At 40.7% G+C, this 13,974-nt stretch carries 15 protein-coding genes and 1 riboswitch; of the genes, 13 read left to right on the top strand and 2 right to left on the bottom strand.

Annotated elements, in window-relative coordinates; translation table 11 throughout:
* Positions 1–31 precede the first annotated feature (31 nt).
* From QUF78_RS12085 to QUF78_RS12130, 10 genes are all read left to right on the top strand, one after another.
* Complete coding sequence (locus QUF78_RS12085) at positions 32–778, top strand: SDR family NAD(P)-dependent oxidoreductase (RefSeq protein WP_289324840.1); 747 nt, start codon at positions 32–34, stop codon at positions 776–778.
* Positions 779–913: 135 nt separating this feature from the next.
* Positions 914–1,042: riboswitch (TPP riboswitch) on the top strand.
* 136 nt (positions 1,043–1,178) lie between these two features.
* Complete coding sequence (tenA, locus tag QUF78_RS12090) at positions 1,179–1,862, top strand: thiaminase II (protein ID WP_289316638.1); 684 nt, start codon at positions 1,179–1,181, stop codon at positions 1,860–1,862.
* 13 nt (positions 1,863–1,875) lie between these two features.
* Positions 1,876–2,460, top strand: a complete 585-nt coding sequence (locus QUF78_RS12095; protein ID WP_289316637.1) for an ECF transporter S component — start codon at positions 1,876–1,878, stop codon at positions 2,458–2,460.
* 12 nt (positions 2,461–2,472) lie between these two features.
* Positions 2,473–3,942: an ABC transporter ATP-binding protein gene (locus QUF78_RS12100; protein WP_289324841.1), complete on the top strand. Its 1,470-nt coding sequence runs from the start codon at positions 2,473–2,475 to the stop codon at positions 3,940–3,942.
* Positions 3,943–4,725, top strand: a complete 783-nt coding sequence (locus tag QUF78_RS12105; RefSeq protein WP_289324842.1) for an energy-coupling factor transporter transmembrane component T family protein — start codon at positions 3,943–3,945, stop codon at positions 4,723–4,725.
* Positions 4,726–4,757: 32 nt separating this feature from the next.
* Complete coding sequence (tenI, locus tag QUF78_RS12110; protein WP_289324843.1) at positions 4,758–5,369, top strand: thiazole tautomerase TenI; 612 nt, start codon at positions 4,758–4,760, stop codon at positions 5,367–5,369.
* Between the two features lies 1 nt (position 5,370).
* A complete protein-coding gene (gene thiO / locus QUF78_RS12115) occupies positions 5,371–6,495 on the top strand; it encodes a glycine oxidase ThiO (RefSeq protein WP_289324844.1) in 1,125 nt (374 codons plus the stop codon).
* A 5-nt stretch (positions 6,496–6,500) separates the two neighbouring features.
* Complete coding sequence (thiS, locus tag QUF78_RS12120; RefSeq protein WP_353957940.1) at positions 6,501–6,713, top strand: sulfur carrier protein ThiS; 213 nt, start codon at positions 6,501–6,503, stop codon at positions 6,711–6,713.
* Position 6,714: 1 nt separating this feature from the next.
* Positions 6,715–7,482 carry a thiazole synthase gene (locus tag QUF78_RS12125; protein WP_289324846.1) on the top strand — a complete coding sequence of 256 codons (768 nt, stop codon included), beginning with the start codon at positions 6,715–6,717 and terminating at the stop codon, positions 7,480–7,482.
* The gene (locus tag QUF78_RS12130; RefSeq protein ID WP_289324847.1) at positions 7,479–8,498 is read left to right on the top strand and encodes a thiazole biosynthesis adenylyltransferase ThiF; all 1,020 of its coding nucleotides are present in this window, start codon (positions 7,479–7,481) and stop codon (positions 8,496–8,498) included. The genes QUF78_RS12125 and QUF78_RS12130 overlap by 4 nt, the downstream gene beginning before the upstream one ends.
* A 192-nt stretch (positions 8,499–8,690) precedes the next feature.
* Here the strand turns inward: QUF78_RS12130 and QUF78_RS12135 are convergent, their stop codons facing one another.
* On the bottom strand, positions 8,691–8,834 hold the full coding sequence (locus QUF78_RS12135) for a small acid-soluble spore protein P (RefSeq protein ID WP_083450736.1): 144 nt from the start codon (positions 8,832–8,834) through the stop codon (positions 8,691–8,693).
* A 116-nt stretch (positions 8,835–8,950) separates the two neighbouring features.
* Between QUF78_RS12135 and QUF78_RS12140 the strand changes: the two genes are divergently transcribed.
* Positions 8,951–9,214, top strand: a complete 264-nt coding sequence (locus tag QUF78_RS12140) for a hypothetical protein (protein ID WP_289324848.1) — start codon at positions 8,951–8,953, stop codon at positions 9,212–9,214.
* 117 nt (positions 9,215–9,331) lie between these two features.
* Here the strand turns inward: QUF78_RS12140 and sspO are convergent, their stop codons facing one another.
* Positions 9,332–9,484: a small acid-soluble spore protein O gene (sspO, locus tag QUF78_RS12145; RefSeq protein WP_289324849.1), complete on the bottom strand. Its 153-nt coding sequence runs from the start codon at positions 9,482–9,484 to the stop codon at positions 9,332–9,334.
* 385 nt (positions 9,485–9,869) lie between these two features.
* Here sspO and acnA point away from each other — a divergent pair, with 385 nt between their 5' ends.
* Together acnA and QUF78_RS12155 are read left to right on the top strand one after the other, a co-directional pair.
* Positions 9,870–12,581, top strand: coding sequence for an aconitate hydratase AcnA (gene acnA, locus QUF78_RS12150; RefSeq protein ID WP_289324850.1), 2,712 nt, complete (start codon positions 9,870–9,872; stop codon positions 12,579–12,581).
* A 203-nt stretch (positions 12,582–12,784) separates the two neighbouring features.
* On the top strand, positions 12,785–13,315 hold the full coding sequence (locus QUF78_RS12155; RefSeq protein ID WP_289324851.1) for a TlpA disulfide reductase family protein: 531 nt from the start codon (positions 12,785–12,787) through the stop codon (positions 13,313–13,315).
* Positions 13,316–13,974 lie beyond the last annotated feature (659 nt).

Here is a 13,974-nt window from a genome sequence, read left to right on the forward strand (position 1 = left end):
TTGACTAAATGGTGAAAGTGGAGGGAATATGATGAATAAAAGAATGGCATTTATCACAGGTGCCGGGAGCGGAATTGGCAGAGAGATTGCAAAAAAATTGGCTTCTCGCAATTTTAACATCATCGTGGCTGATATAAATCTTAAAAATGCAGAGGAAACGGTTTCTATAATCGAAAAGTCGGGTTTTGAAGCCAGAGCGGTCCATTGTGATGTAACGAAATTAGAAAGTGTTAAAAAAGCCGTTGAAGAATCAGTGAACCATTATCAAAGAATAGATATATTGGTTAATAATGCAGGCTGGGATAAGGTGGAACCTTTTTTAAAAAGTGATCCAAGCACTTGGAAAAGGATTATCGATATTAATTTACTTGGGCAGATCCATACTTGCAAGGAAATTTTACCTCTTATGATTGAAAATGGTTACGGCAAGGTAGTAAATATTGCATCAGATGCAGCTAGGGTCGGATCAAGTGGAGAGGCAGTTTATTCGGCTGCTAAGGGAGGGGTGATTGCCTTCACAAAAACGATAGCAAGAGAAATGGCACGTCACAAACTCAACATCAATTGTGTTGCACCAGGCCCTGCTGATACTCCTTTATTTCAAGAAATAGGCTCTTATAATGTTGGTATAGCAAGCGCCTTGGAAAAAGCTATTCCATTCCGTCGGCTAGCTCAACCCGAGGACATTGCCAGTGCTGTTGCCTATTTCGTTTCGGAAGATGCAGGGTATATTACGGGGCAAACTCTTTCCGTAAATGGTGGATTAACAATGGTTTAATTGATCGTGGTTAGGTGAGTATGCAAGATTGAAAGGCTAGTAATCCTAAAGCAATATAGCTTGAAAACTTTTTCTAATCGTTTGACAATTGGATTTATCGTGTTAATATAAAGGCAAATGAATTATATATACAATTTGTACCACTAGGGGTGCTTTATAGGTGAAATTTGGTTTTACCTGAGAAGCTGAGATTAAAGTATGACTTTAAGACCCTTAGAACCTGATCTGGTTTATACCAGCGTAGGGAAGTGGGGTCTGGGACAATACGTTTCTGTATTATTTCAAGTACAACCACTTTCTTTACGTTAAAGAAAGTGGTTTTTTATTTGCAAAAAAAGAGGTGATTTAAGGTTTTTATCCCGTATCATTCATTGAAAAATAGAATTTGGAGGTAATGGACATGAAGTTTTCAGAGGAAATCCGCCAGGAAGTTGATCATATTTGGGAAGCTAGTTTTAATCACCCGTTTGTTGCAGGAATTGGAGATGGCACATTGCCATTAGAGTGTTTTCGTTTTTATGTCATGCAAGATGCCTATTATTTATCTCATTTTGCTAGAGTTCAAGCTTTAGGAGCAGTAAAGGCAACAGACTTACATACAACAAGCAGGCTTGCCGGCCACGCACAAGGAACATATGAAGCGGAGTTGAAGCTTCATGAAAATTTTTCTGAGAGATTAGGCATCACAAAAGAAGAAAGGGAAAATTTCAAACCCGCCCCGACTGCTTATGCTTATACTTCCCATATGTATCGTGCGGCTTATTCTGGACATTTAGGGGATGTTATTGCAGCTATCTTGCCATGTTACTGGCTGTATTATGAAATTGGCGAAAAGCTGCAAGGGTGTGAACCGGAAGAGCCGATTTATCAAGAATGGATAGCGGCTTACGGAGGAGAGTGGTTCCGCTCTTTGGTGGAAGAACAAATTGCGAGGCTTGATGAGATTGCTGAAAAAGTAACAGATGAAGATAAGGAAAGAATGAAGGAACATTTTATCCTTAGCAGCCAATATGAATACTCATTTTGGGAAATGGCTTATCGCTTAGAGACATGGCCTGTTCATAAGGAAATACTGGAAGTATAAAGGAGAATGAAACATGAAAAAAGGATTGAAATTAACGGATATATTAGTCACTATCGTGATTGCCGTAGCATTTGGAATCGTTTATATCCTTTGGGGTTCGATATATTATTCCGTTAAACCATTAGGATTACATCTAGATCAACTTATTTATGGAATGTGGTTTATTGCTGGCCCCGTTGCCTTTTTGATTTTACGGAAACCGGGTGTAGCACTTCTGGCAGAGATAGCTGCAGCTTCCGGTGAATTCTTTCTGGGTTCACCATGGGGGCTGACCGTACTCTTATATGGGGTGGTCCAAGGTTTGTTCGCTGAACTGCTGTTCATGGCGTTCAGATATAAAAAATTCAATATGTCGGTGGCCGTTTTAGCTGCGGTGGCTTCCTGCCTGGGATCAGTCATCATGGATTTTGCATACGGGGAAATAGGTGCGCTCTCCCTTTGGAATCTATCGTTATTCATGATTGCGAGGTTCTTGGGTTCCATATTCTTTGCAGGTGTAACAGCTTATTATCTAGTTAAAGTCCTGGAAGCAACAGGAGTAACTAATCTTGTTCGTCCAGTTTCAAGTAAAGATTATGCAGAACTGGACCAAAAGTAGAGGTTGATGGCCATGGAACGAATCGTTCATGTTGAGAAGTTAAGAATGAAATTTCCAGGTGATGAGTCATTGATTTTCAAGGACTTATCCGTCTCATTTGATAAAGGTGAAAAAGTTCTATTGTTGGGACCATCAGGATGTGGTAAGTCGACTCTTTTGCAAGTATTAAGCGGATTGATTCCGAATTCCATAGAAGTTCCGATGAAGGCGGAAGAATTGAAGTGTCCTTCTTCATGGGGATATGTTTTTCAAGACCCTGATAGTCAGTTTTGCATGCCGTTTGCTGATGAGGAAATTGCCTTCGTCCTTGAGAATCTTTCCGTCCCTAAAAAAGAAATGAAAGAGAAGATCCAAAAACATATCCGTGAGGTAGGATTGAATCTAGACGATATCCATACAAGTATTGATACATTATCAGGCGGGATGAAACAGCGTCTGGCCATTGCTTCAGTATTGGTCCTTGAACCGGAAGTGATATTTTTAGATGAACCAACCGCCATGCTCGATCCGGAAGGAACAAAAGAAATCTGGGACTTGTTGAAGGGAGTCGGACGAGACAAGACGGTTATTATCGTGGAACATAAAATTGATCATGTTTTAGAATTCATCGAACGAATCGTGCTTTTTAATGATGACGGTCAAATCATAGCTGATGGTCCAAAAGATACCATTCTTTCCCTATATAAAAATGAAATGAAAGAACATGGAATTTGGTTCCCTGGTGTTTGGGATGAGTATGTACTTGACCATGAGCTCATTCGAGCAAACCCATTTAGTGTTGGTTCCCCCCTTATGCATGTGCAAGGTTTTAGCGGATTCCGGAAAAAGGAAGCGAAAATCAAGGTTGAAGAGCTGCAGGTCCATTCAGGGGAATGGATTGTTATCAGTGGAGAAAATGGCGCGGGGAAGAGTACTCTTTTACATGCACTGATGCAGTTCATAAAAACGAGTGGTCAGTATGAATTAATGGGGTCCCCTATTAGAAGGGTGAAAAATCTAACGGATCATATGACGTTTGTCTTTCAAAATCCTGAGTTTCAGTTCGTTGCAAATTCTGTATATGAAGAAATTGCTTATTCATTGAGAATTGAAAAAAGGCCGCAACAAGAAATCGAGGAGAGAGTCCAATCATTGCTTGGAGTGTTCCGCCTTGAGGCACATCGGGATAAACATCCGTTTCAATTATCAATGGGTCAAAAGCGTCGCTTGAGTGTAGCTGCCTCAATCGTAATAGACAAAAAAATCATTCTCCTGGATGAGCCAACCTTTGGCCAAGATTCGAAAAATACCTTTGCATTACTGGAATGGTTTGAGGAATACCGAAGGCGCGGAACAACAGTGATCATGGTAACTCATGACGATCATATTTCAAACAACTTTGCAACCAGGATCTGGACGGTTAAAGACGGATACGTAATAAGTGATGAAAACATCACGCAATCAGGATTTTTGGAGACAAAAGTTAAAAGGAGTGTCATGTAGATGAATCTTACAAATGCAGAAACATGGCTCCATAAGGTTAATCCAAGCCTTAAACTTTGTGTATTGCTCGTGTTATGCATCGTGGCGCTATTCATTCATGACCTGAATTACATGATGAATATTACCATTGGCGTTTTACTTTTATTTTTGTTTTTTACCGGGCATTCGATAAAACGCATCTTACTTTTGTCGATCCCTTTTTGTTTCATTTTTATATCCACCTCTTCCGCAATGATATTATTCGGGCAAGGTGAAACGGTTTGGTTTGAGTGGGGTCTCATATCGATTTCGGAAGAAAGTTTCATGAGGGGATTACTGGTAGGCTTTCGAGCATTGCTTTTTGCGGCACTAGGTTTAACTTTTTCCTTAACGACGAGACCAGTGAACTTGTTTTATTCCTTAATGCAGCAAGTAAAGCTTAAACCGAAATATGCCTATAGTTTCATGGCGGCATTAAGGCTCATCCCCATCATGATGGAGGAATTCCAAACGATACGAAACGCGATGAAGGTACGTGGTTTCAAAAGGGGAAAAGGGATTAGATCGGTATATTTTAAAATGAAAGCTTATTCCATCCCGTTGTTATCCGGAAGCATCAGACGTGCTCACCGAATCGCGGTTGCGATGGAGGCCAAGCGATTTACAGACACTCGGGATCGAACATACTATTATGAATTTGGGTTTTCAAGAAAGGACCATGGGTTCATTCTGTATTTTTTCATCCTGCTGTTGGCTGGGTTTTATCTATCGATTCAATTCCCGTTACTATCTTTGATTTTATGAGATTACAACTTTACTAGTTAGGGGTTCTTAGTATGAATGCACTAGAATTGCATATTATTTCTACTGGGAAACAGCCAATTGAGAAGTTCGTAGAAATCGCTTCTAGGATTCAGGAGCATGTTGATTTCTTCTATCTAAGGGAAAAGCACATGATTGCATCAGAACTCTATCGTGCAGTGACCCTATTGCATGATAGTAAGATTCCGCTGTCTAAGATCATCATAAATGATCGTGTGGATGTAGCCTGGGTACACAAAGTATTTGGTGTGCAATTGGCTTTTCATAGTTTAGATGCAGGAGTCGTAAAAGGAGCATTTCCAGGGATGAGTGTTGGCTGTTCGATCCATTCCATGGATGAAGCGAAAGCCGCTTTCCGTAACGGGGCCGATTACGCGATCTATGGACATGTTTTTGAAACAAATTCAAAACGCGGCCTACCTCCTAAGGGAGTGGAGGAACTTCATGCAATCACAAGAAATGTCAATCTTCCGATTATTGCGATAGGCGGAATAACTCCTTCCAATTGCCAAGTTGTAAAGGATGCGGGCGCACACGGAATTGCGGTCATGTCAGGTGTGCTTGAAGCTGAAAACCCGGTTAGAGCCGTTAAAGAATATTCGAAGTCTTTAGGAAAGGAGACATAAAATGAATTCCATATATGATGCAATCATTGTTGGGGGAGGAGTAATTGGTGGATCCATTGCTTTTCAATTAGCCAAACGAGGTAAAAAGGTCCTTTTATTGGAAAAAGATAGAATTGCCAGTAAAGCATCCAGTGCTGCAGCCGGGATGTTAGGAGCACAAGCCGAATTAGATGCTGATAACCCGCTTTTTAGTTTGGCAAGCCGAAGCAGGGGGATGTTTCCTGCACTGTCGGAAGAATTAAAGGACTTAAGTGGAATTGACATCGAATTAGTGAATAAGGGTATGTTTAAGGTGGCGCTAACGAAAGATCAGGTAGCCGAATTGAAGGACATGATCAAAGTCCAGCAAGATGCGGGACTAGAGGCGGAATGGTTATCGACTGCCGACATAAGGAAAATGGAACCGCTTCTTTCGGATGAGATTAAGGGAGCCATGTTCATTCCGAAGGATGGACAAGTTTCAGCCACCAGGCTGTCGCTCGCTTTTGCTAAATCTGCAGCTTCCCTTGGTGTAGATATAAAGGAATTTGTTCATGTCTCTGATTTATGTACGGAAAACGGATGTGTAAAAGGAGTGGTCACAAATATAGGCGAATTTTCAAGTGAAAATGTAATTGTGGCAAGTGGTGCGTGGAGTGCCTTCCTCCTTGAAAAATCAGGGATAAACCTCGATACATATCCGGTAAAGGGAGAGTGCTTTTCCGTCCTGACTGATCGCCCATTACTTGAAAAAACGATCTTTTCACATGGCTGCTATCTTGTGCCCAAAGTTGGCGGAAGAATCATTGTCGGCGCAACGGTTAAAGCGAACACTTTCGATCAAAAGGTAAGTTTGGAAGGGATTTCAACGTTAATAGAAAAGGCAACGCAATTGCTTCCGGCAATTAAAGGAACCGAGTGGGAAAAGACATGGGCAGGTATACGCCCCCAAACAGGGGATGGATTGCCATATTTTGGTGAACACCCAGCATGCAAAGGACTTTTCATTGCAACGGGGCACTTCAGGAATGGCATCCTGCTTTCTCCAATTACAGGTGTACTTATAGCGGATATGGTGGAAAGGAAGACAAATCCTGAATGGTCCGCTTTTCGATTGGATCGTTCGATACAGACCCTTTTTTCTTAATGGAGGTGGATGAATTGGAATTGATTATTAACGGGGAAAAAATACGGATATCTGCTGATGAATCAACAGTTACAGCGCTTTTGAAACACTTTAATTTACATCAAAAAGTAGTGATCGTTGAATTGAATGATGAAATATTAACAAAAGAAAATCTAAGTGAAACACTTTTGTCAAATGGAGACAAGGTCGAGATTGTACATTTTGTAGGAGGCGGATGAAATGTTAAAGATAGGTTCTTATGAATTTTCTTCAAGGTTATTATTAGGTACTGGGAAATATCCGAATTTCGATGTTCAAAAGCAATCAGTGGAGGTTTCAGAGACGGAAATATTAACGTTTGCGGTCCGGAGAATGAACATTTTTGAAGCCAGTCAGCCTAATTTCTTAGAAAAGCTTGATTTGAAAAAATATACACTCCTTCCCAATACAGCAGGAGCTAAAACGGCTAAAGAAGCAGTGCGTATAGCCCACCTTGCGAAGGCTTCAGGTTTATGTGACATGATTAAGGTAGAAGTCATAGGCTGTCAAAAAACCCTTCTGCCCGATCCGATTGAAACATTGAAAGCTGCTGAAGAATTAGTGAAACTGGGATTCACTGTATTACCCTATACCTCGGATGATGTGTTGCTTGCTAAACGCCTGGAAGAAGTGGGATGTCATGCAATCATGCCTGGTGCTTCACCGATTGGCTCTGGTCAAGGCATTATAAACCCACTGAACTTACGATTCATCATCGAACAATCAGAGATTCCGGTTATTGTTGACGCAGGGATTGGAACGCCCTCCGATGCGGCAATCGCCATGGAATTAGGGGCGGATGGCGTATTGCTTAACACTGCAGTCTCCGGAGCAAAAGACCCCGTCAAAATGGCGAAAGCAATGAAGCTTGCCATTGAAGCAGGTCGATTAGGGTATGAAGCAGGAAGAATTGAAAAAAATGAATACGCCATTGCAAGCAGTCCAGTTGAAGGAATGAGCATTGGATGAATGAACGTTATTCACGTCAAGAACTTTTTGGACCTATAGGGGAAGAAGGGCAATTGAAAATTCGTAAAAAACACGTTCTAGTGATTGGAGCGGGTGCTCTTGGTACAGGAAGTGCGGAAGGCCTTGTACGAGCAGGAATTGGGAAGCTGACCATTGTAGACAGGGATTATGTGGAGTGGAGTAACCTTCAAAGACAACAGCTTTATTGTGAAGAAGATGCTGAAAAAAGAATACCGAAAGCAGTGGCAGCGAAGAATCGTTTGAATGCTTTAAATTCAGATGTTACCGTAACATCGCTTGTGGCGGATGTCTCGGTTGATGAATTGGCGAAGCTCGTTGAAGACGTGGATTTAATATTGGATGCCACTGATAATTTCGATACCAGGATGATCATTAATGATAGTGCACAAAAATATAAAATACCCTGGATTTACGGAGCCTGTGTTGGGAGTTATGGGATAAGTTACACGGTGATTCCAGAGGTGACCCCATGTTTGAATTGTTTGCTTGAAACGGTTCCAATTGGCGGGCTGACCTGTGATACGGCTGGGATCATAAGCCCTGCCGTTCAAACGGTCGTTGCCCATCAAATGGCGGAAGCATTAAAAATCCTTGTCGAAGATTATGCATCTCTTAGAAACAAGATCGCATCATTCGACCTTTGGAAAAATGAGTACTCGTCCATTGATGTAACGAAATTAAAAAAAGACAGTTGTTTGTCATGCGGGGAAAATCGTACTTATCCACATCTTTCCTTTTCAAATCAAACAAAGACCGCCGTTTTATGCGGGAGGGATTCTGTCCAGATCCGGCCGGCGATGAAACTTGAAAGAGACCTAGCGGAACTGGAAAAAAATCTTCTTGCACAAGGTGGGAAAATCGTTAGAAATCCTTATTTACTTTCATTTACGAACGGAAACCATCGGTTGGTTATTTTTAAAGATGGAAGGGCCTTGATCCATGGAACTAAAGATATTGCAGAAGCCAAAACATTATATCATCGTTATGTTGGGTGAAGAAAACGAGAATGGCACTGACCTGATATGAACAAGCGTATTAATGAAAGAGGTGCCAAATGAATTTGGCATTATAATAGGAAGTTATCGAACATTCTTCTTGCGACTTGATTGCAGTGAAAACATAAAACGAAAGCGGTGTCTGCCCATTCGGGCGGCACCGCTTCGCTTTGGATCCATTATATAAGCAGCTTACATATCATGACTGCTATTATGCTTCTGACGGGAGTGCTGTCTATTTTTCACCTTATGAGAACCGCTTAACGGTGCAGGTTGACCTGGGTTATTTCCTTTAGGTGCATTTTTTCGAATATCTTTACCATCATTTTTGTTCATGTGCGATCCCTCCTACTACTTAAGATAATCAGTCCGTGAAATTTTATTCACATACATATATTTGCAAACCTCGTACATGCTATGGATGGACACTATATTTAAGGAGCTGAACCCAAATGCAGGATAAACAGGATAAGCGAAGGACTTTCCAGGAAGCCCAGCAAAGTTATAAACAAGTATTTGATGTATACTCATCGATCGAGAAAAACGCACCGAATTATGGAACGGAATTGAAACATGTGAAGCAGGAAGTGAATGAGGCCTATCAGCAAATACAATCTGCTTTAGTCACCGCTTCCGAGCATCAGAGAGAACAATTGAAGCAATTCGAGCAGGATATTCAGGCTATCGTCAATGAGGTCAATTCAGAGGACTATTGAGTGCCTAGGTCTATCGGGATTTTCCTGATTTTTATAATGGAATAGGCTTTTTGAAAAGAGCAGTACATCTGCAATTTCAAAAAGCCTATCCTATTTAAAGCCTAGAAAAGAGGGAAATCATTGGTTTTTCTTTCTTTTTTTATTATTTTGCCTTTGCATTTCCGATAATGGGGGTTCATTTCCCAGTTCATCATTGTAACCTGCTCCATTACCTTGCGCTTTTGTAGCATTCATTCCTGGTATAACATGATTTGCCTTTTGTTTTGACATTTCGACACCTCCACCCATAGAATGTGATAATGCTGAATGATTATGTATGTATGACTAATATGTTTTACTGGTATAATTTATCAGGTCCTAAATGGTAGTATTTTCAATGAAAAGCACGTTAGTAAGGCTTCCTAAATGCACCTTAACATGTGGGGAATTTTTTTCTATAAGAGAAACTTATCAAAAACAATAACTTTCTTGTTATTTACTTATACTCATTTCTATATTAGTATTAAGTTGAAGGAAGAGTTAGGGTGGGAGAAGAGAGAGAAAATTCGACAAACTAACTTTTTTATTTATATTTATAGTAAACATGGTTTCAGTGAACCAGGTTTTACTTTTATGTGCAGAATAAGTTCTGACAGTTTAATAGGGGGTAATATTCATGACGAAAAATGACGTATACCAAGCGCGTAAGTCCTTTGAAATTGAAGGAAAACGCTACAACTACTACAGCCTAGACGCTATTGAAAAAGCAGGGGATGGCCAAGTATCACGCCTTCCATATTCCATCAAAGTATTACTTGAAGCGGTACTTCGCCAAGTAGACGGAAGAGTTATCACAAAAGAACACGTTGCAAACCTTGCTAAATGGGGAACAAGCGAGCAACAAGATATAGATGTTCCGTTCAAGCCATCACGTGTAATCCTACAAGATTTCACTGGTGTTCCAGTTGTTGTGGATTTAGCTTCTTTACGTAATGCTTTCGCAGCACTTGGTGGAGATCCAGACAAAATCAACCCGGAAATTCCGGTTGACCTTGTAATTGACCACTCTGTACAAGTTGATAAAGCAGGTACAATGGATTCCCTTGATGCCAATATGGATCTTGAATTCGAACGTAATGCAGAGCGTTATCAGTTCCTAAGCTGGGCTCAAAAATCATTCAACAACTATCGTGCAGTTCCACCGGCAACTGGTATCGTTCACCAAGTTAACCTTGAGTACCTTGCGAACGTGGTTCATGCTGTTGAAACTCCAAACGGTGACTTCGAAGTGTTCCCTGATTCTGTTTTCGGTACAGATTCACATACTACAATGATCAACGGTATTGGTGTTCTTGGTTGGGGTGTCGGCGGTATCGAAGCAGAAGCAGGCATGCTAGGACAGCCTTCTTACTTCCCGGTTCCAAAAGTAGTTGGAGTTAAATTGACTGGCCAACTTCCTAAAGGTACAACAGCTACTGACCTTGCATTGAAAGTGACACAAGTTCTTCGTGCACACGGCGTAGTTGGTAAATTTGTTGAGTTCTACGGCCCTGGAGTAGGATACCTTCCACTTGCTGACCGTGCAACAATCGCTAACATGGCTCCTGAATACGGTGCTACAGTTGGTTTCTTCCCTGTTGATGCAGAAGCGATCGATTACATGCGTTTAACAGGCCGTGATGAAAAACAAATTAAAGTGGTTGAATCTTACTGCAAAGAAAATGGATTGTTCTACTCTCCTGAAAACGAAGATCCAGCATACAATGATGTTGTGGAAATCGACCTTTCAGCAATTGAACCAAACCTTTCAGGCCCTAAACGCCCGCAAGATTTGATTCCACTTTCTCAAATGAAATCATCTTTCCATGACGCTATCAATGCACCTATGGGCAACCAAGGTTTTGGCATGGACAATTCCGAATTGGATAAAGAAGTAACTGTTAAATTTGCCGATGGTAAAGAAACGGTAATGAAAACAGGTGCGATTGCAATTGCTGCAATCACAAGCTGTACGAACACTTCTAACCCGTACGTAATGCTTGGAGCAGGTCTTATTGCTAAAAAAGCAGTTGAAAAAGGCTTGACTGTTCCGGATTATGTAAAAACATCATTGGCACCAGGTTCTAAAGTTGTTACTGGTTACCTTCGTGATGCAGGTCTTCAACCATACCTTGATCAATTAGGATTCAACGTAGTTGGTTACGGCTGTACAACATGTATCGGTAACTCAGGTCCATTGGCGGACGAAATCGAAGCAGCAGTTGCTGAAGCAGATCTTCTAGTAACTTCAGTACTTTCCGGTAACCGTAACTTTGAAGGTCGTATTCATCCACTAGTGAAAGCAAACTATCTTGCTTCTCCAACTTTGGTTGTTGCATATGCACTTGCTGGTACTGTGGACTTCGATCTTAACAATGATTCACTTGGTAAAGACAAAGATGGTAACGATGTATATCTTGCTGATATCTGGCCATCACAAGAAGAAGTTAACGCTGCTGTTAAAGCAACAGTTACACCGGAATTATTCCGTAAAGAATACGAAACAGTATTCAACGATAACAAACGTTGGAATGAAATCCAAACAAGCAACGAAGCGATTTATGCTTTCGATTCTAAATCAACATATATTCAAAATCCTCCATTCTTTGAAGGATTATCACCAGAACCAGGTTCAGTTAACCCACTTTCCGGTTTGCGTGTAGTAGGTAAATTCGGTGACTCAGTTACAACTGACCACATTTCTCCTGCAGGTGCAATCGGTAAAGATACACCAGCTGGTATCTACCTACGTGAAAACGGTGTAAAACCGCGTGACTTTAACTCTTACGGTTCTCGTCGTGGTAACCACGAAGCGATGATGCGCGGAACGTTCGCAAACATCCGTATCCGTAACCAAGTTGCTCCAGGTACAGAAGGTGGATACACAACTTACTGGCCAACAGGCGATGTAATGGCTATCTATGATGCTTGTATGAAGTACAAAGCTGACGGAACAGGTCTTGCAGTCATCGCTGGTAAAGACTATGGTATGGGAAGCTCTCGTGACTGGGCTGCGAAAGGTACTAACCTTCTTGGCATCAAAACAGTCATCGCTGAAAGCTTTGAACGTATTCACCGTTCTAACCTTGCGTTAATGGGTGTTCTTCCACTTCAATTCAAAGAAGGCGAAAACGCTGAAACACTTGGATTGACTGGTAAAGAAGCGATTGCAGTTAAAATCGACGAAACGGTTAAACCACGTGATATCGTAACAGTTACTGCTACTGATGAAGCTGGAAACGTAAAAGAATTTGATGTACTTGTTCGTTTCGATTCCGAAATCGAAATCGATTACTACCGTCACGGTGGTATCCTTCAAATGGTATTACGCAATAAATTAAAAGGCTAATTTCTGCTTAGGAAGCGGTAAACCTACTTGATAGGTTTACCGCTTTTTTTGTGTCAAGTTTATGAAAACAGGGGATAACATGATAAGATGATAGGAATTTCACTTTTCTGACTGTCCATTTATTGATAAGATGGAATAGGGAAGTAGTTCTATTTCTGGAAATGGACTAATATTTTTATTGTGATGGGACTAGGGGGACGAGTATGCTTAAAAAAATTATTGCCTCGGTTGTCTTACTGTCACTCTTTACGATAGCGATCGTGCAGGCGATGGATAATGAACCGAAGGAAAATGATGAAAAAGATTCACTGGGCGGATTGAAAATTGGAGCTAAAGCACCGAATTTCTCCCTAAAAACTTTGGATGGGAAACAAGTTGAATTATCGGATTATAAGGGGAAAAAGGTAATGCTGAATTTTTGGGCAACGTGGTGCCCGCCTTGTAAGAAGGAAATGCCGGATATGGAGAAATATACACAACAAGCGGGTGATGATGTTGTTGTTCTTGCTGTCAATATAGACCCGGAAAATGATGTACAATCCTTTGTAGACAATAATGGAATTACTTTTACCATACCGCTGGATAGTCAAAGTGCAAAAAATCCAGTGAATGAGCGCTATAAGATTCTTAGTATTCCGACAACTTACTTCATCGACAAAAAAGGCATTATCAGGAACAAGGTAATTTCAGCCATGCAACTTAAAGATATGGAACGTAACATCAATAGCATGTAATAGCGAAACCTTTTTGAGGTTCTGTTAGTTTGTCTACAAAAGGTGGCTTGGAATGGTCATATCCCAAACCACTTTCACGATTCTTTGACTACGCAATCATAAATGAAAGAAAAATCAATGGCAGCTTCCATTTTTCGGATACATGGTTCGGGGACACAATATAGTCTAAAGCGAGGATCTCATTTGGTATCATTGGATATTATCATATTGGTTACCTCGAGGGGATTATTACTTAAATCAAAATTTGGTTCTACTCCATGACCTTTTCTGATTTAAATGGGTTGAAATAAACCCTCACAAGATTGAATAATATTTGCGACACTCCTTCTGAATAGCTGGCTAGCCAAGACCCCACAGACGCTTGCGGCGAGGCAGAAAGTCGGCGGAAAGGGAGCGGATTTCTCTTCAACAAACTCTAGGTAATCTCAATATTCTTCGAGATTGAATATGCTCCAGCGGAACCTTTATGAGGTTCCGTTTTTTGTAATGTTAACAAAGTTGTCAAAAGTTAATGGAAAAATCAAAAAAATTAAAAAAATATGGTTAATGTTCATGAAAAAAGGGTTAAAGTATAGAGAGTGTAGTAATGGATTTTTTATCGGAATAAAAATCTGATAATTATGACAATTTATGGATTGCAACCATATAGTCATAATTTT

The sequence above is a fragment of the Peribacillus sp. ACCC06369 genome (assembly GCF_030348945.1).
In the GTDB taxonomy this organism is placed as follows: domain Bacteria; phylum Bacillota; class Bacilli; order Bacillales; family DSM-1321; genus Peribacillus.

What these genes read in the sequence shown, in the direction of transcription:
- acnA (WP_289324850.1), top strand. Translation starts at nt 9,870, where the DNA reads ATGACGAAAAATGACGTATACCAAGCGCGTAAGTCCTTTGAAATTGAA.
- QUF78_RS12095 (WP_289316637.1), top strand. Translation starts at nt 1,876, where the DNA reads ATGAAAAAAGGATTGAAATTAACGGATATATTAGTCACTATCGTGATT.
- tenA (WP_289316638.1), top strand. Translation starts at nt 1,179, where the DNA reads ATGAAGTTTTCAGAGGAAATCCGCCAGGAAGTTGATCATATTTGGGAA.
- tenI (WP_289324843.1), top strand. Translation starts at nt 4,758, where the DNA reads ATGAATGCACTAGAATTGCATATTATTTCTACTGGGAAACAGCCAATT.
- sspO (WP_289324849.1), bottom strand. Translation starts at nt 9,484, where the DNA reads ATGTCAAAACAAAAGGCAAATCATGTTATACCAGGAATGAATGCTACA.
- QUF78_RS12140 (WP_289324848.1), top strand. Translation starts at nt 8,951, where the DNA reads ATGCAGGATAAACAGGATAAGCGAAGGACTTTCCAGGAAGCCCAGCAA.
- QUF78_RS12155 (WP_289324851.1), top strand. Translation starts at nt 12,785, where the DNA reads ATGCTTAAAAAAATTATTGCCTCGGTTGTCTTACTGTCACTCTTTACG.
- QUF78_RS12130 (WP_289324847.1), top strand. Translation starts at nt 7,479, where the DNA reads ATGAATGAACGTTATTCACGTCAAGAACTTTTTGGACCTATAGGGGAA.
- thiO (WP_289324844.1), top strand. Translation starts at nt 5,371, where the DNA reads ATGAATTCCATATATGATGCAATCATTGTTGGGGGAGGAGTAATTGGT.
- QUF78_RS12100 (WP_289324841.1), top strand. Translation starts at nt 2,473, where the DNA reads ATGGAACGAATCGTTCATGTTGAGAAGTTAAGAATGAAATTTCCAGGT.
- QUF78_RS12105 (WP_289324842.1), top strand. Translation starts at nt 3,943, where the DNA reads ATGAATCTTACAAATGCAGAAACATGGCTCCATAAGGTTAATCCAAGC.
- QUF78_RS12125 (WP_289324846.1), top strand. Translation starts at nt 6,715, where the DNA reads ATGTTAAAGATAGGTTCTTATGAATTTTCTTCAAGGTTATTATTAGGT.
- QUF78_RS12135 (WP_083450736.1), bottom strand. Translation starts at nt 8,834, where the DNA reads ATGAACAAAAATGATGGTAAAGATATTCGAAAAAATGCACCTAAAGGA.
- QUF78_RS12085 (WP_289324840.1), top strand. Translation starts at nt 32, where the DNA reads ATGAATAAAAGAATGGCATTTATCACAGGTGCCGGGAGCGGAATTGGC.